We start from the raw sequence: 21,012 nt of genomic DNA, 5'->3' as shown, positions 1-21,012 counted from the left end.
TTTTGGCAAACGAATTTAAGGTTTATGCTAAAAAAGGTGTAAATCTGGTATAGAAATCCTTTATAATCCGGCCGTTTTTTTACTCTGAACCAATGAAAGTGAACTAATGTCAGACTTATCTCATTACAGAAACATTGGTATTTTCGCCCACGTAGACGCGGGTAAAACTACCACAACAGAACGTATCTTGAAGCTTACTGGTAAAATCCATAAAACTGGTGAGGTTCACGATGGTGAATCAACAACTGACTTCATGGAGCAGGAAGCTGAGCGTGGTATTACCATCCAGTCAGCGGCAACAACCTGTTTCTGGAAAGATCATCGCATGAACATCATCGATACTCCGGGACACGTTGACTTTACAGTTGAAGTATATCGTTCACTTAAAGTACTAGACGGCGGTATCGGTGTATTCTGTGGTTCTGGCGGTGTTGAGCCTCAGTCAGAAACTAACTGGCGTTATGCTAACGAATCAGAAGTTGCGCGTGTAATCTTCGTAAACAAACTAGACCGTATGGGTGCAGACTTTTACCGTGTAGTTGGCCAAGTTAAGAAAGTACTTGCTGCTAACCCACTAGTAATGACGCTTCCAATCGGTATCGAAGACGAGTTTAAAGGTGTTGTTAACCTTCTAGACATGAAAGCGTACATCTGGGACGATTCAGGTCTTCCTGAAAACTACGAAGTTGTAGATATCCCAGCAGATATGGTTGATAAGGCTAACGAATACCGTGAGCAACTAATCGAAACTGCTGTTGAGCAAGATGACGACCTAATGATGGCTTACATGGATGGTGAAGAGCCGTCTCTAGAAGACATCAAGCGTTGTATCCGTAAAGGTACTCGTGACCTAGCGTTCTTCCCAACATACTGTGGTTCTGCATTTAAGAACAAAGGTATTCAGCTAGTTCTTGACGCGGTTGTAGACTTCCTACCTTCTCCAACAGAAGTTGATCCACAAGATCTAACTGACGAAGAAACGGGTGAGCCTACTGGAGAAGTTGCAACAGTATCTGTTGACGAGCCGTTCCGTGCACTTGCGTTCAAAATCATGGACGACCGTTTCGGTGCCCTTACGTTTATCCGTATCTACTCTGGTAAGCTAAACAAAGGCGACACTATTCTTAACAGCGCAACGGGTAAAACTGAGCGTATCGGCCGTATGGTTGAGATGCACGCTGATGAACGTACTGAACTTACTTCAGCACAAGCAGGTGACATCCTAGCTGTTGTTGGTATGAAGAACGTTCAAACTGGTCACACGCTATGTGATCCTAAGCACCCTTGTACACTAGAGCCAATGATCTTCCCTGAGCCAGTAATCTCGATTGCTGTTAAGCCAAAAGACAAAGGCGCTAACGAAAAGATGTCTATCGCTATCGGTAAACTAGTAGCAGAAGACCCATCTTTCCAAGTTGAAACTGACGAAGATTCTGGCGAAACCATCCTTAAAGGTATGGGTGAGCTTCACCTAGATATCAAAGTAGACATCTTGAAGCGTACTTACGGCGTTGAGCTAGAAGTTGGTCAACCTCAAGTTGCTTACCGTGAAACTATCACACAAGCAGTTGAAGACAGCTACACGCACAAGAAGCAGTCTGGTGGTTCTGGTCAGTTCGGTAAGATTGATTACCGCATCCGTCCGGGCGAAACTAACTCTGGCTTCAAGTTCACATCTACTGTTGTGGGCGGTAACGTTCCTAAAGAATTCTTCCCTGCAATCGAAAAAGGTTTTGCAGGTATGATGGAAGTAGGTCCTCTAGCGGGCTACCCAGTACTAGACGTTGAAGTTGAGCTATTCGACGGTGGTTTCCACGCAGTTGACTCATCAGCAATCGCGTTCGAAATTGCAGCGAAAGGTGCATTCCGTCAGTCAATGCCAAAAGCAGGTCCTCAAATTCTTGAGCCTGTGATGAAAGTTGACGTATTCAGCCCAGAAGACAACGTTGGTGACGTAATCGGTGACCTTAACCGTCGTCGTGGTATGATCAAAGACCAAGAAGCTGGCGCTACTGGCGTTCGTATCAAGGCTGACGTACCTCTATCTGAGATGTTTGGTTACATCGGTCACCTACGTACTATTACATCTGGTCGTGGTCAGTTCTCTATGGAATTCAGCCACTACTCAGCATGTCCTCAGAACGTAGCTGACAAAGTAATTGAAGAAGCAAAAGCACGTAAAGCTGCTAAGTAATTAGCCTTTGCGAACGTAAGCTGACCTTGGGTTAGCTTACGCTTCAAGAAATACTAAAAAGCCGGTCGCATGACCGGCTTTTTTTATGTCGAGTGTCCCATCCTGAAATACGTTTAGTACATCTTATATGGCAGAAACTTACCTGACATAACTACGCTGACACGGTCACCTTTAGGATCGTTTTCGCGCTGTAAATCCATAGAAAAATCAATGGCACTCATGATGCCGTCGCCAAACTCTTCATGAATTAATTCCTTTAATGTAGTGCCATACACACTCACTAATTCATACCAGCGGTAAATAAGTGGGTCGGTAGGGACTTCTGTGGGTAACGAGCCTTTGTAAGGCACGATTTGAAGCCAGGCAATCGCTTCGTCGGTAAGCTCAAGTAACTCACCCACGGCTTCAGCTTGCTGTTTTGTCATGGCCATTTGTCCTAAGCAAGCTGCTGTACTCCATTCTTTTGATTGACCAACAACTTCGGCAATCTGGCTCCACTTTATGCCTTTTAAAATTTTGGCTGACTGGATCATGTCGGTAACTTGGGTTCTCGATGTAATCATTTACATTTCCTTAAAGGGTTAGTTAAACAAAATGAGCGTAACTAGATTGCTAAAAATAAGTGCCAGTATTAGCACCTTGTACACAAAAAGAGGGTGTCGTTTTACTAACGGCTCGTACGCCGTATGTTGTGATGGATTTGGGTAGCGAAGCGAAAAAAGAAACTCAGATAGTGAAGAAAATCGCTTGTCAGGGTTCACATGCAAAGCACGTTTAAGAGCGCTATCAACCCAATTAGGTATTGGCCGATTAGGAGCCAATGCGGTTTGGTATTTTAACTTTTTCTGCTCGGCCAACGTGCGACAGTGAGCGAGCTTTGTGCCATAGGGGTAACGCCCGCACAAGAGATAGTAGGTGAGTACGGCTAAGGAGAACAGATCAGAGCGCTCTGTGCCAACATTTCCTAAAAAGTATTCAGGTGCGGAAAAAAGTGCAGCGCCAGGAATAGGTGTGTCACTATAGAGGCTTGGGGCATCGGCTAAGGCTGATGAACCCAAATCTATAATTGTACAGTGCCCTTGTTCGCTAATAATAATATTGTCAGGGCGTATATCCCTATGAACAATGCCCTGACGGTGCATTGCCTGTAAACCTTTACCAACCTGCTCGATTATATTTCTAACTTGCTCTAATGGCGGCGTAGGATTATCAACAGCCCATTGAGCTAGCGTTTGACCTTGTACATATTCACTTACGCTGTAAAAAGCAGAGGGAGGGTACGGTAAACCCAAATCAGTAAACGTTGGGCTTTTAATAACGTGTGCCGAATTAATCCGTCTCGAAAACCAGCTCTCTATTAGGAACCCATTTACCATTTCTGGTGATAGGGTAAAGTCGGTAGCCGGTGTTTTTACAACCACAGGGCTGTTTGTGTGCGTAGCTTCACAAGACGAATTGGTGGCAATAAAAACATGGCTTCGGGCCGACGTATAAAGCTGTCGTTCTAGCTTCAGTCCATCAACATCATCACCCGTCTTAAAGTTTGCGGCAGCAGGCTCTTCGCATACATGTTCATCAGACTGCTGATTTGAGTAATGAATCGCAGCATCAGAAACCTCAGAATTGGTTATCAGTTGGTTGCCCAACGGCCTGTTAAGTACAGATGAATGAGGTGAAGTTGAAACGCCTGTATACAGTGGGTGTCTGTGATCGTCTAGGCCATCATGGCTAGCTACAAGAACCTTTACGAGAAGTAAGGTGAGGTTGTCATCGCTTCCTCTAGTAAATGCCTCATGTACTACCAACGCAGCTTGGTTTTCAGAAAGCGTATCGGCTTCACTGATTTTCATAAGAATGGTGGGTAGCGAAACAAACTCATAAACGCCGTCGCTACTTATCGAAAACGTGCTCGATGAGTTGAGGGTGAGTGTTGTGTGGTCGATATCTATATGTGCTTGAATGCCTAATGCTTTAGTAAGATAACTCTGCGAAGGCTCACTTTCCGATACTTTACGATGAGGTTTTGTGAGTAAGACAGGCGACTGTGCGTTCTTAGAAATAGCCTGAATTTGACAATCCCCCACATGAAATACATCCATGTGATTGCCTGTTACCACCGCCACTGTTAACGTGCACACATAACCTTTTTCTGGTGTATAGCAAAAGGGACTTCTTTGCGTACGAGTGTAAAGCAGCGCGTTTATCTCTTTAATAATGGTTTCAGCGCGCGTCTTAACCGACCATTGTTCCGGCGCCATATTAAACAGTTTAATAAACTGACTGGTAGCAAAGTCGCTAGCAACTTGGCTAACCGTACTGCTACTTACACCGTCGGCGATAACAAAAACGCTGCTTTGATTTGGGTTATCAGAAACATGAAAAGCGTATGCATCTTGGTTTATCGCTTTAACGCCGGCTGTAGAAAATGCACTTACACTGAGCGTGTTAGCTGGTGGGTTAATTGGGGTGTTTAACGCGGCTCGCTCATTCATGTTTAATTGCTTCTTACCTGCATATTTAATTTATGAGCCCAATTAGTTATTTCCAAGGAAACGGATAACGCCATCATGACGTGTCTTGTAGGGACAAGGCATGATGGCTTTAAGATAAGCGCCTTAATTAAATAGGCAGTGTTTGCGATGCAGCGGCTTTATCAACAGGGATAGTACGTTTGGGTAGCGTCTTAACGTGGGTGGTGTACAGGGTTAGTCCAGTAAAGGCGAGGCCACCAACAAGATTTCCAAGTGCAGTTGGGATCTCGTTCCAAATGAAGTAGTCCATAACCGAGAAGTCGCCGCCCATAATAAGGCCAAATGGGAAAAGGAACATGTTTACTACTGAGTGCTCAAAACCCATAAAGAAGAACAGCATGATTGGCATCCACATGGCTAGTACTTTTCCGCTAACGTGAGTTGAAATCATTGCACCCACTACGCCTAGCGACACCATCCAGTTACACAACATGCCGCGAATAAAAATGGTGAACCAGCCTGCAACGCCGTGTTCTGCGTAGCCCAATGTACGAGCTTCGCCAATGCTGGCTACCTTAGTCGCGATGGCACCGCCATCCACGTTATATCCCATGGTAAAAATAAACGACATCATAAAGGCCACGGTTAATGCGCCGCCAAAGTTACCTAAAAATACTAATCCCCAATTTCGTAGAATTTGTTTTGGCGTGACGCCAGGTCGCTGTGCAAGCCAAGCGAGTGGGGTAAGTACAAACACGCCGGTTAATAGGTCAAACCCCATAAGGTAGAGCATACAAAAGCCCACTGGGAATAACACTGCGCCAAGAAGAAACACGCCGGTTTGAACGGCAATGGTAACGGCAAAAACAGCGGCAAGGGCCAATATTGCACCTGCCATATAAGCGCGAATTAGAGTATCTCGTGTAGACATATAAATTTTGGCTTCGCCTGCATCTACCATCTTGGTTGCAAACTCAGCGGGGAGAAGATAAGCCATGGTTTCACCTCACGTTGTCGTTATTAATAAGTTGTCATCTGTGTGTTGGCGTTTACTGTTTCAATGCGTTCCAGAAGATCAAAAAAAGGCGTCCGCAGCGCTCTCGTAAGAAAGAACTGGGGACGCCTTTGTCCGAAACTCATGCATTGTGGTAGCTAACAAATAAACCGTCGGTTATGTGTACGCCTTTGTACTCTAAAGCCCGTTGGCAACTAATACTTGTATAAGCGCCTTCGTACTTTTGTTATCCATTTGTACAAAGCTAAAAAAGTGCCAATAACCAAAATGTACCTAAATGTGTTATTTATTGCTATTTAAAACAATGGCTTGTGTAAATTCGTGGCTGTATTGATGTTCGCTTGCGCCAAGGCACTATTAATTAGTCTGCACTAAAAAGGGGGGAGTGTGAGTGTTTAAGGTGCAACCGGTTTAACCATTTCCTACTTTAATGCCTGTTTTAACATTTTTAGCTGACGCTTCATGGTTGGATAAACTTTTGCCTCTTGTGTTCGGTGTGCGTACTTTTCACGCTCAAATAGTTCACACAGAAGTGTTAGTGCCTTGGTAGCATCTTCGTTTATCAAAGGGTTAACTTCACTCATAAAGGCGGACAAGGTTTTATTCCCTCTTTCTTTTCCTGTTTTAGCTTCAACGCATTTTATTGCGTTTAGTAAAACTCTGTGTGAAGGCGACAGTTTGTTGCGATGCGTTTTGGGTAAAAAATAAAGTGCTAAAATAAGCCCAATTAGGCCAATGGCGGAAAGAAATACAACTCGCATTTTTTGCGGCGTTAGCGAGCCTAGTAATTCTTCAAGCATGTTGGTTTGCGCAGTATTGTCAAAGCCCAGTACCCATTTACTCCATGAGTAATCGAGCTGTTGAAACCAGCTTTGTAACGTTGCAAAAATGGCAGCGTTGCTAAGGTCGCCCAAAATACTGGCTTTACGAGACTCCCCAAGCTCTTCCAGCGCACGTTCAAGCCCGAAGGTTAAGCGTGACGGTGCCACCATACTCGTTGGGTCGTGTCGAATCCACACACCATCAATAAAAGCTTCCACCCACGCATGTGCATCGTACTGCCTTATTTGCAGCACATTGTCATTAAGTGCGCTTCCGCCTTGGTAGCCTGTCACCATTCTTGCCGGTACCCCTGCGGCACGAAGCACATACACCATGGCGCCTGCGTAATGGGCACAAAAACCTGAGCGTTCTTCAAATAAAAAACGGTCGATGGGGTCGGTAGGCATGGCGTTCGGCGATAGGGTGTAGCGGAAGCCCCCTTGATTAAATTCACGCATTATTGCGCTAACTATTTGCTGTGCGCTTGAGTATTGTTTGGCAAGTGTCTGTCCCCATGCTCTGGCTTGAGGGTTGCCATTCATGGAAACCTGAAGGTTTAGTTGCGATTCAAAATTTCCTATTCCGCTAGTGATTTGAGCAGTTGGATAGTAGCGCAGATAAAACGCTTTTTTACTGGATATTGGGCTATTCGCCCTTAACGTAAAATCAAAAAGACTTCTTACGAAAATACTGTTCTCGCGGTTGTTGGGTGTCGAAGGCGCTAGCGCAAACAGCCACGTTTGCTGTGTGGCTTCCACGATCAATTCATAACTTATCACTTGAGGCGTATTTTCCTCGGCCAGAGCTGACAAGGGTGTTGGCTTGCCCATGTAAGCTAGCTGCTGCTCTGCCTGTTTGCGCTTGTCGCTAATAGACCAGGTTTTCCCGTCAAAATGTTCTAAGGTCATAGCGCGCCAATACCTGGACGGTGCAACAGGGACTGCTTCTGCGTTTTCAAATGTGGCGCTGAAAGCCAATTCAGATGAACTTGCAAGTGACGCAATATCACCAGGCGTCACCGTGTCAGAAAGCCCGGTTTCAGTCGACTTTGACGTGGGCATCTGCCAAAGCGGAGGGAGTTGGGGAAGCAGTAAAAACAGTAGCAGCGCGATAGGGAAAGCTTGGACAATAAGCACGGTCACGAATTTAATGCTTTTTGATTTGGGTATTCCTGCACCGTGATAAATGGCAGTCGCGAATAGCAGCAGGGCCAGTATTCCTGTATAGCCAATCCACGCAAATACGCTTAGAGACGAGATAAATCCGCAGCCGATCAAGAACAAACAGGTACATACAATTAAGTGAAAATCTCGTTTTTTCTCAACCAGCATGATTTTGAGCGCGCACGCGACGGTCAATAGGTTGATCATGCTATCAAGCAATCCTACTGAGAAGCCAAACCACGATAATGCGAACACTGCCAATATCGCCAGTAGATTAACCGTGCGTGATGTTGGCAAACTATTCAACGCACTAAGGCCTGCCGTCCTTACTATCACAGCACATCCGCCTAGCATGATTACCCATGTCATAAGCGGCGCGGTGAGAGTGAAAAGAATAAAAGAGAATGCTATGCAGAGCATAAGCACAGCCACGGACGTTGGTTGGCTAAACACGCTTTTAACAACGGTTAATTGTGATAAACGGCTTAAAATAGCGGAGTTCATTTCGTTGACCTCGCTCTTTCACTCTTTATGGAAGATATTGAGACCGTTTTATTCAAGGTTGAAGAAGCTTGTGATGAATGCGAATTCAAACAAGCAAGCGCACTAAGACATTCGTGCCTATGTTTTACCCCGTGAGCAGGGGCAATGTTAAGCCCTTTGTACTGTATTCCAAATACCCGGTCTGCGCCTGTCCAAGACAATGTTGCATAGGTAAGTGCCGATACGGCAGTTTCCACATCTATGTTTGAGGGAACTGAAAGTACAAAACTGTCGCTTTGCAAGGAGGTAAAGGATTTCGAAACCCAATTTCCGTTTTTCGCCACATGCTTCCATGATACGCGATTAAGCGGCTGTCCAACTTCGTAATCGTTTAATGCGTAGAAGTCCTCGTTACTTGTAAGGTCGTTAACCTGACTGACGCTATCCGACTCATTAGAACTCGCTACCTTATTAACAGTGACCGGACCTTCTTGAGGTTTTGCATAGACAGTGACTTGTTGGTCAAAATCGAGGTGGGTCCAGCATTTGTATAATCCCAACGGAAAATCGCATGCAATGGTTAGTCTGCCCAGTGCAAATCGCCCCCGTACTGGTATTGGAAGAGGCACGCTGAGGGTTTGCGTTTGTCTTGTATCCGTAACTTCATTGTCGTTTAAAGAAAAGCTGTACGTCTGCTGATCCACTGAGGTATCTTGATTGCTTGCATTAACAGCGGTTTCCATGGGGCGTGCTGTATTTAGCCACTTTATTGCTAATACACCATTGCACGTTTTCGTTGGCGCTGCCGCGTGAGGGATAACCTGAAGCTGCAATTCACCCTGTAAGTTACAGTGAAATGGACTGGGGGGCGTCGCTTTAAGCGCTAAACGCGCAAAGTTTTGATGAGTGTAAAACAGCGTTAATAGCATAATGCTTAAGCACAAATAGCTAAGCAGCAACATCAAGTTGTTTTGGTAGTTAGTGCCAAGTAAAAACAAACACAGCGATAGAATAATAAAAGACCAACCGAATCCGCTCGGCAATATAAAAATACTGTTTAAGTTGAGGTGATGTTCGTGAGAAGCCGGAACTCGCCTGTCTAACCACTTTAATAGCCTACGTTGTAGGTAATTCGAAAGTGAAGCTGGCATTCTACGCACCTTTAGCGCTCCGAAAATTCATGAATGCTAGGCTGCCAGTGGGTCAATACTATCGAGTAATTTCTGGCTCAGTTTTTCACCGTCAAAAGCATGGGTTTGCTGCCCTTGTGCCAACTGATGTGAAGACAATGTTAGCCTATGAGCGGTAATGGCCACGAAGACGGCCTGTACATCTTCGGGAGTAACATATGATTTTCCGGAAACAAACGCCCAAGCTTTGGCACCTTGTAGTATCGCTCTACTCGCTCGTGGCGATAGGGGGTTAGGGTAATCATTACTTTCTCGACTTTCACTCACCAATCTTAGAATGTAATGAATAATGGCATCGCTGGTATGAATAGTGGCTACCTCTCGTTGCATCTCGCGCAAATTCTCCTCATTTAGTATTTGTGCAAGCGGTGCTGATGCATCCTGTTGCAATAGCATGGCTTTTTCTGCTTCCCACGCTGGATAGCCCAAAGAGATACGCATAAAGAAACGGTCGAGTTGGGACTCTGGCAAGGGATAAGTGCCCGATTGATAGCTTGGGTTTTGTGTAGCAATAACAAAAAATGGAGAGGGTAGCGCGTGGGTTACACCATCGATACTTACTTGTCGCTCTTCCATCGCTTCTAACAGAGCGCTTTGTGTTTTGGGGCTGGCTCTGTTTAGCTCGTCCGCTAACACCACTTGGCTAAAAATAGGGCCGTGTCTAAACGAAAAGCGCTTTGCCTCGTCTTGTTCATTACTATGAAAAATGTTTACGCCCAACATATCTGATGGGAGTAAGTCAGAAGTAAATTGAATGCGAGAATATTGTAGGCCAAAAACTTGTGAAAGCGCATGAGAAAGGGTGGTTTTACCCATTCCCGGTAAGTCTTCAATTAATAAGTGGCCATTGGCAAGTAAACAAGTTATTGCGAGTTTTAATTGGTGATCTTTACCAATAATTTTCTGACTAAGAGCCCGCTGTACGTTAATGATATCTTGGCGCATATAATTGTCACTTAAGTTTAAAGTTACTCTGTCACACTACGTATTAAACAGTGAGAAAGCGATTCAGGCTTTTCTAAGGATGTTGCGCAATGATGTTTAAGTTCATGTCTGAGTTCATGTTCTAGTTTACATGTTTAGCGAACGGTAACGAGTGCCGACAATGCGGTGTTTCGAAGGTCACTACTTCTTAATAATAGCAACGATAGCGAAAGGCTTTCTATTGAATTACCTGTTAAATTTTATACGCAGGTATATCAGCGACTTGATGGTTCGTTGAGTTGTTTCTCCTATGTTCTTAATGTTGTTAAGGCGACGTCTATTTTAAAAAAAGTAAAAACGGCTTACATGGACTTTATCGACAGCAGATACGACGGGATGGGAAGCAGTAAAACGTCACTTTCTTACCTTATTAGCATAGATTCCCGCAAAACATCTGTTATTAAGTGCTGCGTAGTTTATCTGTGTTGTCTATAATGGTGCCTCTTAAAAAGGAAGTAGTTATGAAAAGCATTGAAATAGATGACGATTTATATGCCTTCATCGCCAGCCAAACGAAGCATATTGGTGAGAGTGCATCACAAATTTTAAGACGTTTACTTTTGCCTGAAGACGGTGCCGTGTCCCATGGTGTCCAGCATGGTGGGGCTTCATCTACATCTGTAAAAACAAGCGAACCAAAAAGTACAGACGTTGTAGAAACCGCAGATAACGCAAGTGAGTCAACACCCGAAGTTGAAACTCAAGTGGCGACTAAAGTACAAACCAAAGCGCCTACTAAAGCGACAGCCAGTTCAGCAGTTAAAGCAGCGCCAAAGGCTGCAGCGAAGAAAGCTCCAGCTAAAGCAACGGCAGCAAAAGCGCCTGCGAGCTCAAGGGCAGCTAAAAAGGTTTCGGAAGTTTCTTCAGTAACGCCAGCAACAGAATCTCACTCGAAAAGAGACATTCTTGAAGCGGTGTCAAAAGATGCATTAGGCACATTTACCAAGCGCGTTGATCAATTCCTGTTTGTTTTGAGTGCAGCGCACAAGCTTAATGCAGAAAACTTTACTCGTGTTGAAAGTATAAAAGGTAAAAACCGTACGTACTTTGCGACAAGTAAGGCGGCATTGTTGGAAAACGGCAGCAGTACAAATCCTAAAGCTATCCCTGATAGCCCGTTCTGGGTGGTAACAAATAACAATACTGCCAAGAAAACGAATATGCTGGAACAAGTTTTGCGTAACTTAGGCTATCAACCCGATGTTATTGAAACCGTGATTGCGCGTTTCTCTTCAGAAGGTAAATAGCAAGCCAAGGTATAGAACAACGAAACTTCTAAATAAGGATTTTTTTCATGGCATTACATCCGCAGGCTGGACAGCATGCAGCAAAAGAGCAACTCATTAACGTAGCGCAGTTAGTGAGCCAGTATTACAGCTATAAACCGGATATGAATGACCCGGGTCAAGCGGTCTCTTTTGGCACGTCAGGTCACAGAGGTACAGCTTCCAACGCTACGTTTACCGATACCCACATCAGTGCAATTTGCCAAGCATTGGTAGAGTATCGTAAACAAGAAGGTATCGACGGTCCGCTGTTCGTTGGTAAAGATACCCATGCGTTATCTGAGCCTGCCATGATTACCGCTATCGAAGTTTTGTGTGCAAACGGTGTCAATGTTGTCGTGCAGCGCGCAGACAATGAAAGCATGGGCTATACGCCGACACCTGTTATTTCACGTACTATTATTCGCTACAATCGCGCAGGTAACACCGACAAGGCAGATGGTATCGTCATTACGCCTTCTCATAACCCTCCGTCAGACGGTGGATTTAAGTACAACCCGCCTCATGGTGGACCTGCCGATAGCGACGTAACCAAGCAAATTCAAGAACGCGCGAATGAACTAATTGCCGATGGCAATAAAAACGTTAAGCGCATTGATATTCGTCAAGCTACCGCGCGCAAATTGGTTCGTGAAGAAGACTTCATGGAACCTTATATTGAAGATCTTGCAAGCGTTATCGACATGGAAGCGATTGCAAAAGCTAACTTGAAGTTAGGTACTGATCCATTAGGTGGTGCAGGCATAGGTTATTGGTCGCGAATTGCAGATAAATATGGCTTGGACATTACCGTTGTTAACGACGCGGTTGACCCACAGTTTGGTTTTATGCGCCGCGACAAAGACGGTAAGCTTCGCATGGATTGTTCGTCTGCCTATGCGATGGCAGGGCTTATCGAGCTGAAAGATAACTTTGACTTAGCTTGGGGCAATGATCCTGATTTCGATCGTCACGGTATTGTGTGCAAAAGTGCGGGCCTAATGAACCCAAACCATTATTTGGCCGTGGCTATTAACTACCTTTATACCCACCGTCCAGAATGGCCTAGCGATTTAAATATCGGTAAAACACTGGTGTCTAGCAGTATGATTGACCGCGTAGCCAACAGTTTAGGTAAACCTCTGGCTGAAATGCCGGTAGGCTTTAAATGGTTTGTTGATGGTTTATCAAACAGCACTATTGGTTTTGCGGGTGAAGAAAGTGCTGGTGGAATTTTCCTTGAACGCAATGGAAGCACGTGGGCGACAGACAAAGACGGCTTTATTCTTTGTTTGCTGGCAGCTGAAATCCTAGCCATCACGGGCAAAGATCCTGGCGAGCACTACAAAGCGCTAACGGAAAAATTTGCAGCGCCGGTTTACAGCCGTGTTGACGTGGCAGCAACACTTGAACAAAAGCAAAAGCTTTCGGCGATGGATGCATCTGTCGTCACTAGCGATACGTTGGCAGGCGAGCCTATCACTGCCGTTCAAACCCATGCGCCAGGTAATAATGCGGCAATTGGTGGCGTTAAAGTATCGACAGAAAATGGCTGGTTCGCAGCGCGTCCTTCTGGCACCGAACAAATTTATAAAATTTATGCGGAAAGCTTTAATGGTGAAAGCCACTTACAGGATCTAATTGCTGAAGCCGAAGCCTTAGTCGGAAAAATAATTAAATAAGTACAAAAACAAATCACTTTAAATTCCTTCTTGTAAATTAATTGTTAAAAATCGCATGAATGCATACGAATTCATGCGATTTTTTGTTATTTTAACAAAATTATTACAACATAATCGTTTAAGCGCTGCTATATTGCTGTCATATTCTGAAGTTATTCTGTAATTAAATTACGTTTTCGGTGTGTAAACACCGCTTCTACTTAAGAGTGAGACGCAAAATGAACGCAAAAGCGACCAAGACGCAACCCTCTCCAGTGATCGATAAGGCTGCATTCAAAGCAGCGGTTATTAAACACTTACACTGCACGCTAGGCACCGACGAAAACAAAGCAAACAATCACGCTTGGTGGAAAGCAACGTGCGCTGCAATTCAAGAACAAGTACTTGAAGGGTTGCGCAAAACCCAGAAAAGTCATTACCTGAACGACACCCGCGCCGTTCATTACTTTTCTGCTGAATTCCTAATGGGCCGTTTGCTTTCAAACAACCTGCAAAACTTTGGCTTATTCGATGTGGCTAGTGGCGCGTTGAAAGAGCTAGGTGTTGAAATTTCAGACATTCTTGAAGAAGAGCCTGATATGGCGCTAGGTAATGGTGGCCTTGGCCGACTAGCGGCTTGCTTCATCGACTCACTGGCGACAATGGAATTACCTGCAATAGGTTATGGTATTCATTACGAGCACGGTTTGTTCCGCCAAGAAATTAAAAGCGGTGCGCAAATCGAGCGTCCAGATAGCTGGCGTGACTACGGTAATCCATGGGAAATTTGCCGTCCAGAATCTATTCAAGAAGTATCGCTTTACGGCTATGTAGAGACTAAATACGGCGACAACGGACGAGTGCTAAAAGAATGGCACCCTGGCTCAATTGTTAAAGGTGTGCCGTGGGACATTCCGGTTGTAGGCTACGAAGGTAAAACCGTAAACGTACTGCGGTTGTGGCAGTCAGAAGCGTCTGACTACTTCAATTGGGACGTATTCAATGCTGGTGGTTATGTTGATGCACAGCGTGAAAATGTATCAGCTGAAACGATTTCAAAAGTACTTTATCCAAACGATGAGACCGAAGCGGGTAAAGAGCTGCGTCTTATTCAGCAGTACTTCTTCTGCTCGTGCTCGCTTAAAGACATTATCCGTCGTTACAAGCGTGCTCATGGTGACGATTGGAGCCGTTTCGCCGATCAGGTTGTTATTCAGTTAAACGACACGCACCCAGCTATTTCTATACCAGAGCTAATGCGCATTCTTGTTGACCGCGCAGAGCTTGGCTGGGATGAAGCGTGGGGGATTTGTACAAAAGTATTTGCATATACCAACCACACCTTGCTGCCAGAGGCACTTGAAAAGTGGCCTGCGCGCATGATTGAGAAGATCCTTCCTCGTCATCTAGAGATCATTTATGAAATTAACCACCGCTTTATGGCAGAGGTTGATAAGAAGTGGCCTGGCGACAATGCTATGAAAGCTAAGCTTTCAATCATTGAAGAAGGTAACGAGAAGATGGTTCGTATGGGCCACCTGTCGGTAATCGGTTCATTTGCCGTTAACGGTGTGGCAGAAATGCACTCTCGTCTTGTTAAGTCGTCTCTGTTCCCAGAGTTCGATGAACTATATCCAGGTAAGCTAACTAACGTAACCAACGGTATTACACCACGCCGCTGGTTGAAAGCGTGTAACCCAGCGCTGTCTAAGCTAATCGATAAAAAGATTGGTGAAGACTGGCCGCGCGACTTAGACAAACTGCAAGGGTTAGCTAAATTTGCGAGCAATAAAACGTTCCAGAAGCAGTTCATGAAAGTGAAGCTTGAGAACAAAGAGTTGCTAGCAGAGGAAATTCGCAAGTCACTTGATATAGAAGTAGACGTTAACGCCATTTTCGATGTGCAGATTAAGCGTTTGCACGAGTATAAGCGTCAACACTTAGCGCTTCTGAATATTATGGCGTTATACCGTCGTATTCTAGAAAACCCTGATTACGATATGCACCCGCGTGTATTTGTGTTTGGTGCTAAAGCGGCACCGGGCTACAAGCTTGCGAAAGATATTATCTTCGCTATTAACAAGGTAGCGGATAAGATCAACAACGATCCGCGCGTAAATAACAAGATTAAAGTAGCATTCTTACCAAACTACCGTGTATCACTCGCTGAAAAAATGATTCCAGCGGCAGACGTATCTGAGCAAATCAGTACGGCAGGTAAAGAGGCATCAGGAACCGGTAATATGAAGCTTGCACTGAACGGTGCGGTAACTATTGGTACACTTGATGGTGCAAACGTTGAAATTGCTGAAGAAGTGGGCGATGACAACATCTTTATCTTCGGACTTACAGTAGAAGAAGTGAACGAGCTTAAAGCGAATGGCTATAACCCACATGACTACTACTATAAAGATCCAGAAATTAAAGCTGTGCTGGATTGGTTAGAAACGGATTACTTTACGCCAGGTAAACCAGGTGCATTGGTGTCAATTAAGCAAAGCTTACTTGATAACGGTGACCCGTACATGGTGCTTGCAGATTTCCGTGCTTATTCTGATGCACAAATTGCAGTTGATGCTGCATACCGCGACAAAGAGCGTTGGGCAGAAATGGCCATCATCAATACAGCGAAGATGGGTAAATTTACCTCAGATCGTTCAATTCGTGACTACGTAGAACGCGTTTGGAAACTTTCACCGTGTAAGATTGAAAGCTAATCGCAGAACCGTAAAGAAATAGCCCGGCAGTGGTACACTCGCCGGGTTTTTTATTACCCTCTAAATACTTCTTCATTGTTTCGTATTGGGTTCAAAATACGGCACAGTTTGTTCTTAACGTCACCAGAAATAAGTACTACAGCCATGTTTTTTGTCCAATATTAGGCTAATGTTGTACAAAAGTATAAGACGGTATACAAAATAATACGTTACTGTCGTTGCGCCTTTCGTAGCGCCATGGTTTTATATAACTAGTTGTTTTTAGTACCTCGAAGCGTAAAGCTCAAGGAAAACATCATGAGCCAACACACATCACTGGCAACCATTCCCAATCGCTATGCGTTTATCGATAGCATTTCGAAGCAAGCATCTCGCAGTGCTTCTATTTCATTGATGCTGGTCGATGTAGTGCGTTTTTCTGATGTTACAACCAGTCTGGGCATTCATGTAGGCGATCGCTTTTTACTTGAAATAGCCAACCGCATCCAACTCCTATTTGGAACTGCGGTATCGATTGGCCGTATCAGTGGTGATGTTTTTGGCATCGTTTTTCCTAATGAAAGTAATGAAACCGTAATGCGACAAATGTTCGAACGCTTAGTCGAGCATTTCAAAACGCCTATGCATTATGATGGTACGGCTTTTATTGCAGACTTTAACGTAGGTGTGGTGTGCAGTATTAAGAATGACTTTGATATCACTTCCTTTGTTTCCCGAGCGGAAACGGCTTTAAAACAAGCAAAAGAAAACAAATACGAAAATTACTTCGCGTTGACTAAGTCAGACAAAACCGACACGGGCAGAAGTTTGGCGCTAAAAGCAGATTTAAAACGTGCATTAGCACAAAATGAACTCGAGCTTTACTATCAACCAAAAGTCGATCTGACAACGCTAGAAGTAGTGGGGGCTGAGTGCTTACTTCGCTGGAATCACCCTCTTGATGGCGTCTTATTTCCAGGTCCGCTAATCGAAGCGGCCGAGTCGTATAATATGATGAGCGAACTGGGCTACTGGACGCTTGAGCAAGCCTTTAGGGCGCTCTCGGAATTGGACCTAATGAAGCGGTCTTTAATGCTGTCTGTGAATATTTCTCCCACACAGTTATACGACAACCAGTTAGTTCCAACCCTGACGATGCTGAGTCGTACCTATTCAATGCCGCTTTCGTTAATTGAGCTGGAGCTTACCGAGGACGTGGCACTGTCTAATTCATTAATGGTGAAAAAGCAGTTAGATGAGCTGCGAAGCTTAGGCGTATCTATTTCTGTAGATGATTTTGGTAAAGGGTATTCAAATCTTGCTTATATTCGAGATCTGGATTTGGATGCGCTGAAAATCGATAAGTCTTTTGTGATGGAACTTGAAGCTCACCCTGTTAATCGCGCCATTATCGAAGCGGCGAAAGTGATAGGGCATGCAAAAGAGTGCTGTGTAGTCGCCGAGGGCATAGAAACCGTAGAGCAGCTTCACATACTCAGAGAAATAGGGGTTACACAAGGGCAGGGATACCTGTTCTCTCGCGCCATTCCATTCGATGATTTCGTACAGCTTACCCAACAAGAGATAATTATCGGCAACTCGCCTAGACGCGCTCAAGCGTAGTATTTGAAAGTGCGGCAATCTTTAGTTGTGTTGTTCAATGCTTACAGCTACTGGGAATTAAACAGTGAGATAACGTGATTTTGAAGGCCTGTCTGGGTACACTGGAAGCATTCGAGATTAGACAACGTAGACAAAGCTCACACTTATGCAAGAACTTATCGAAAGCGGCCAATTTTTAACACTTTCTCGCCGTAATTCCGCATTATTTGAACGCTCTCATCAATTTACATTAGCTAATGGTACGCTCGTCGCAATTACCGCACCTGGCATTATCAGTTTTTCAGTACAGCCAACCTCTAAGCCTAATAAACGCATTGTTTTATCGTGTGGTGTTCACGGTAATGAAACCGCGCCTATCGAAATCTGTGATGATTTGGTTAAGGGGATCCTTACAGGGAATATAACGCTGGCACATGATGTTTTGTTCTTATTTGGCAACCTGCCCGCGATGGATATTGCAGAGCGTTTCGTTGAAGAGAACATGAACCGCTTGTTTAGCGGTGCTCACTCGAAGGGCGAAGGTTTAGTGAACGCAGAGCGCGTTCGTGCAAAACAGCTTGAAGACGCTGTGGCGTCTTTCTTCGAAGCGGGTGAGGGCACCCGATATCACTACGACCTACACACTGCAATTCGCGCCTCAAAAAATGAAAAGTTTGCGGTATATCCTTATCTTCATGACAGAATACACAGCAAAGGGCAGCTGGCATTTCTCGCCGCGTGTGGCGTGAAAACCATATTGCTGTCGGAAAGCTCGACAACCACCTTTAGCTATTTCTCGTCATATCAATACAACGCGCACGCGTTTACGGTTGAACTTGGCAAAGTGCGTCCATTTGGGCAAAACGATATGCGTCGATTTGAAGATGCGAAACAAGCGATAACGCAGCTAATTACTCAAACCGAGTACGCGCCAACAGTTGAGATGGGTGACCTTGATATTTATCGCGTGAACCAAGTTATAAACCGAAACGAAGAACAGTTTACGCTTCATTTCGATGACGATACGCCAAACTTCACTGACTACCCTAAAGGCACGGTATTGGCTTCTGAACCGGGTAAAGAGTACATAGCAGAGCAGGACGGCGAAGCCATTGTTTTCCCGAATGCAAAAGTGGCCATTGGGCAACGCGCCTTGTTAACCGTTGTGCCTACTACGTTGGATAAGCTAGATGTTTAAACTTGATAGCCGTTTACACAATGATACATTTTTTGTCTGTGATCTTTCGCTGTGTCGTGTACTGTTGATGAATGATAGTCAGTTTCCGTGGCTCATTTTAGTGCCGATGAAAAATGATATTGCGGAAATTATCGATTTGTCAGAAGAAGAGCAGATTACTTTACTCAAAGAGTCTGCATTGGCATCAAAAGCCATGCAGTCCTTGTTTTCACCACTTAAACTTAATGTGGCAGCACTAGGCAATGTGGTAAGGCAGCTTCATGTTCATCACGTCGCACGTTTTGAAAATGATTGTGCGTGGCCAAAACCGGTGTGGGGCAACCAGCCAGCAGTGGCATATAACACTAACGATGCTCAGGCACTTGTTAAGTCTGTTAAGCAGTGGTTTGAAAACAACAGCTAGAGGGCGCACGCCCTTAATAGCGACAAATAAACAGTTCACATTAAAAGGAGTTACGCATGATTGTTTCAACTACCCCAACGCTTGAAGGGCATAAAATTGAAGCTTATTACGGTATTGTTGTGGGCGAGGCCGTGATGGGCGCAAACGTATTTAAAGATCTTTTCGCTTCTATTCGCGACATCGTGGGTGGTCGTTCTGGGTCGTATGAAGAAGAGTTAACCACCGCACGTAAGTTAGCGTTTACTGAGCTTGAGCACGAGGCGAGAAGTATGGGCGCCAATGCTGTGGTTGGCATCGACTTAGACTATCAAGTGATTGGCGATAAAGGCAGTATGCTTATGGTGAGCATTAGCGGTACCGCGGTGAAAACAACCCCTTTATAAGATTATGAAGGGCGTATGCTTTGGTGAATTAACGTTTATCAATTAAGTGCCGATTAAAATAGCGATAAGCAAAAAGCGACACAATCCAATTAAAAAAGGGCAGCCTAAGCGTTTCAAAAAGCTTTGCTGCCCTTTTCTATCTGTAAGACTAGGCTTTACTTGGCCGTATTTTCTATTGGCTGCTCTTCAATAGCATCAGCATCAATGGCAATCGTATCTACGATCACTGCGCATGCTGCATCACCCGTAATATTTAGCGCAGTGCGGATCATGTCGAAAATTCTGTCCAAGGCAAATAGCAGGGGTAAACCTTCAATGGGAATGCCGGCAGCAAGCAACACGGCAACGACTAAGAATGATGGCCCAGGAACGCCCGCTTGACCAACCGCGCCAAGGGTAGAGGTTAGGACGATGGCAACATATGCACCCATTGATAAATCTATATTGAAAAGCTGCGCAAAAAACACCGCTACCAAGCCATAATAAATGGCATTTCCGCTCATGTTGATGGTGGCGCCTAACGGCAGTACAAAAGATGCCGTTGCGTTTCTTACACCTAGCTCATTTTCTACTGTATTCATAGTGACCGGCAGTGTCGCCATGGATGACGCGGTTGAAAGAGCAACCGACTGAGGCTTTTTCATAGCCACGAGAAATGATTTAGCCGACGTTTTTGTAAATAGCTGTACCAAAAGTGGGTAAACCACAAAACCAAATACTAAAATTGCCGCAGTAAACACCAAGAAGAGTTTGAATACCACCATGAGCGCGGCAAAACCAAATGTTCCTACTGCCTCTGCCATTAAACCAAATACGCCGATAGGCGCGATTTTCATCACACAGTTGATCATCCACACCATGGCATCAACGATAGTGTTCACGCCATTTAAAATAGGCTCGCGGTTCTTTTTAGGCTGTTTAGAAAGGGCGAGGCCAAAGAACAAGCAAAACACCAGAATTTGAAGAATGTTCGCGTTGGTTAACGACGCAAATACGTTGGTGGGGATCATACCTGTAACGGTAGCCCAAAATGAAGGTAGCTCACCTTTAGAGGCGTATTCACCAGAGAACATACCTTCTACCGCAGAAACGTCGATACCTATTCCTGGCTTAAACACTTCACCCATAATGAGGGCCAGTGTTACGGCAAGTGCTGACGTTAACGCAAAATAAGCAAGGGTAGATAGCCCCACTTTTCCTGCATTAGTGCTGTTGCCAAGCCCCGCAGCGCCAGAGATAAGCGCTACTGCCACCAGTGGAATGACCAGCATTTTAATTAAATTGATAAAAATGGCACCTAGTGGTGCGAACATTTCAGCGTTTTCACCCATAAAGGCGCCAACAGCGGTGCCAATAATCATAGCAATGACAACTTGTACGCCGATATTGCCCAGTAAGGATTGTTTTTTAGACACGTCTAGAACCTCTTAGAGTGTGTTTAAATGTGAAAAGTGATTTGTGAATGAATAATTGAGAGCCCTA

The 21,012-nt window shown here is 44.7% G+C and carries 15 protein-coding genes; 8 read left to right on the top strand and 7 right to left on the bottom strand.

What is annotated here, in order from left to right:
• The first annotated feature begins 106 nt into the window (after positions 1–106).
• Positions 107–2,194 carry an elongation factor G gene (fusA, locus tag MHN02_RS11525; protein WP_039225640.1) on the top strand — a complete coding sequence of 696 codons (2,088 nt, stop codon included), beginning with the start codon at positions 107–109 and terminating at the stop codon, positions 2,192–2,194.
• 113 nt (positions 2,195–2,307) lie between these two features.
• On the opposite strand, the gene cynS is transcribed toward fusA, so the two are convergent.
• From cynS to MHN02_RS11495, 6 genes are all read right to left on the bottom strand, one after another.
• Complete coding sequence (gene cynS / locus MHN02_RS11520) at positions 2,308–2,757, bottom strand: cyanase (protein ID WP_014949029.1); 450 nt, start codon at positions 2,755–2,757, stop codon at positions 2,308–2,310.
• Between the two features lie 18 nt (positions 2,758–2,775).
• The gene (locus MHN02_RS11515; protein ID WP_239246177.1) at positions 2,776–4,686 is read right to left on the bottom strand and encodes a protein phosphatase 2C domain-containing protein; all 1,911 of its coding nucleotides are present in this window, start codon (positions 4,684–4,686) and stop codon (positions 2,776–2,778) included.
• Positions 4,687–4,813: 127 nt separating this feature from the next.
• The gene (locus MHN02_RS11510; RefSeq protein WP_014949030.1) at positions 4,814–5,662 is read right to left on the bottom strand and encodes a formate/nitrite transporter family protein; all 849 of its coding nucleotides are present in this window, start codon (positions 5,660–5,662) and stop codon (positions 4,814–4,816) included.
• Positions 5,663–6,102: 440 nt separating this feature from the next.
• Positions 6,103–8,169: a DUF3488 and transglutaminase-like domain-containing protein gene (locus tag MHN02_RS11505; protein WP_239246175.1), complete on the bottom strand. Its 2,067-nt coding sequence runs from the start codon at positions 8,167–8,169 to the stop codon at positions 6,103–6,105.
• Entirely contained in the window at positions 8,166–9,299 is a 1,134-nt protein-coding gene (locus tag MHN02_RS11500; protein WP_239246173.1) for a DUF58 domain-containing protein, read from the bottom strand. The genes MHN02_RS11505 and MHN02_RS11500 overlap by 4 nt, the downstream gene beginning before the upstream one ends.
• 36 nt (positions 9,300–9,335) lie before the next feature.
• The gene (locus tag MHN02_RS11495; RefSeq protein WP_101564052.1) at positions 9,336–10,283 is read right to left on the bottom strand and encodes a MoxR family ATPase; all 948 of its coding nucleotides are present in this window, start codon (positions 10,281–10,283) and stop codon (positions 9,336–9,338) included.
• A gap of 500 nt (positions 10,284–10,783) precedes the next feature.
• Between MHN02_RS11495 and seqA the strand changes: the two genes are divergently transcribed.
• The 7 genes from seqA to MHN02_RS11460 all read left to right on the top strand — a co-directional run bounded on the left by seqA (position 10,784) and on the right by MHN02_RS11460 (position 19,530).
• Positions 10,784–11,569 (top strand): replication initiation negative regulator SeqA, encoded by a 786-nt coding sequence (seqA, locus tag MHN02_RS11490; RefSeq protein ID WP_239246171.1) that lies wholly within the window; start codon positions 10,784–10,786, stop codon positions 11,567–11,569.
• Between the two features lie 47 nt (positions 11,570–11,616).
• Positions 11,617–13,269, top strand: coding sequence for a phosphoglucomutase (alpha-D-glucose-1,6-bisphosphate-dependent) (gene pgm, locus MHN02_RS11485; protein ID WP_061485424.1), 1,653 nt, complete (start codon positions 11,617–11,619; stop codon positions 13,267–13,269).
• 218 nt (positions 13,270–13,487) lie between these two features.
• The gene (locus MHN02_RS11480) at positions 13,488–15,965 is read left to right on the top strand and encodes a glycogen/starch/alpha-glucan phosphorylase (protein WP_014949036.1); all 2,478 of its coding nucleotides are present in this window, start codon (positions 13,488–13,490) and stop codon (positions 15,963–15,965) included.
• Positions 15,966–16,262: 297 nt separating this feature from the next.
• Entirely contained in the window at positions 16,263–17,567 is a 1,305-nt protein-coding gene (locus tag MHN02_RS11475) for a bifunctional diguanylate cyclase/phosphodiesterase (protein WP_039230212.1), read from the top strand.
• Positions 17,568–17,712: 145 nt separating this feature from the next.
• Positions 17,713–18,744 carry a succinylglutamate desuccinylase gene (astE, locus tag MHN02_RS11470; RefSeq protein WP_239246168.1) on the top strand — a complete coding sequence of 344 codons (1,032 nt, stop codon included), beginning with the start codon at positions 17,713–17,715 and terminating at the stop codon, positions 18,742–18,744.
• The gene (locus MHN02_RS11465; RefSeq protein ID WP_014949039.1) at positions 18,737–19,147 is read left to right on the top strand and encodes an HIT domain-containing protein; all 411 of its coding nucleotides are present in this window, start codon (positions 18,737–18,739) and stop codon (positions 19,145–19,147) included. Before astE ends, MHN02_RS11465 begins: the two co-directional genes overlap by 8 nt.
• A 56-nt stretch (positions 19,148–19,203) precedes the next feature.
• Entirely contained in the window at positions 19,204–19,530 is a 327-nt protein-coding gene (locus tag MHN02_RS11460; RefSeq protein ID WP_014949040.1) for a heavy metal-binding domain-containing protein, read from the top strand.
• Positions 19,531–19,685: 155 nt separating this feature from the next.
• Here MHN02_RS11460 and MHN02_RS11455 read toward each other — a convergent pair whose 3' ends face one another.
• On the bottom strand, positions 19,686–20,945 hold the full coding sequence (locus MHN02_RS11455) for a dicarboxylate/amino acid:cation symporter (protein ID WP_239246165.1): 1,260 nt from the start codon (positions 20,943–20,945) through the stop codon (positions 19,686–19,688).
• Positions 20,946–21,012: the final 67 nt, after the last annotated feature.

The sequence above is a fragment of the Alteromonas sp. CNT1-28 genome (assembly GCF_022348345.1).
Taxonomy (GTDB): Bacteria; Pseudomonadota; Gammaproteobacteria; order Enterobacterales; family Alteromonadaceae; genus Alteromonas; species Alteromonas macleodii.
Note: the sequence above shows the minus strand (reverse complement) of the source record. Positions and strands in the feature narration are given on the sequence as shown.

Excerpts from the sequence above, each read along its gene's own strand:
- MHN02_RS11480 (WP_014949036.1), top strand. The coding sequence starts at position 13,488 with ATGAACGCAAAAGCGACCAAGACGCAACCCTCTCCAGTGATCGATAAG.
- cynS (WP_014949029.1), bottom strand. The coding sequence starts at position 2,757 with ATGATTACATCGAGAACCCAAGTTACCGACATGATCCAGTCAGCCAAA.
- pgm (WP_061485424.1), top strand. The coding sequence starts at position 11,617 with ATGGCATTACATCCGCAGGCTGGACAGCATGCAGCAAAAGAGCAACTC.
- MHN02_RS11465 (WP_014949039.1), top strand. The coding sequence starts at position 18,737 with ATGTTTAAACTTGATAGCCGTTTACACAATGATACATTTTTTGTCTGT.
- astE (WP_239246168.1), top strand. The coding sequence starts at position 17,713 with ATGCAAGAACTTATCGAAAGCGGCCAATTTTTAACACTTTCTCGCCGT.
- MHN02_RS11505 (WP_239246175.1), bottom strand. The coding sequence starts at position 8,169 with ATGAACTCCGCTATTTTAAGCCGTTTATCACAATTAACCGTTGTTAAA.
- seqA (WP_239246171.1), top strand. The coding sequence starts at position 10,784 with ATGAAAAGCATTGAAATAGATGACGATTTATATGCCTTCATCGCCAGC.
- MHN02_RS11475 (WP_039230212.1), top strand. The coding sequence starts at position 16,263 with ATGAGCCAACACACATCACTGGCAACCATTCCCAATCGCTATGCGTTT.
- MHN02_RS11460 (WP_014949040.1), top strand. The coding sequence starts at position 19,204 with ATGATTGTTTCAACTACCCCAACGCTTGAAGGGCATAAAATTGAAGCT.
- MHN02_RS11495 (WP_101564052.1), bottom strand. The coding sequence starts at position 10,283 with ATGCGCCAAGATATCATTAACGTACAGCGGGCTCTTAGTCAGAAAATT.
- fusA (WP_039225640.1), top strand. The coding sequence starts at position 107 with ATGTCAGACTTATCTCATTACAGAAACATTGGTATTTTCGCCCACGTA.
- MHN02_RS11500 (WP_239246173.1), bottom strand. The coding sequence starts at position 9,299 with ATGCCAGCTTCACTTTCGAATTACCTACAACGTAGGCTATTAAAGTGG.
- MHN02_RS11510 (WP_014949030.1), bottom strand. The coding sequence starts at position 5,662 with ATGGCTTATCTTCTCCCCGCTGAGTTTGCAACCAAGATGGTAGATGCA.
- MHN02_RS11515 (WP_239246177.1), bottom strand. The coding sequence starts at position 4,686 with ATGAATGAGCGAGCCGCGTTAAACACCCCAATTAACCCACCAGCTAAC.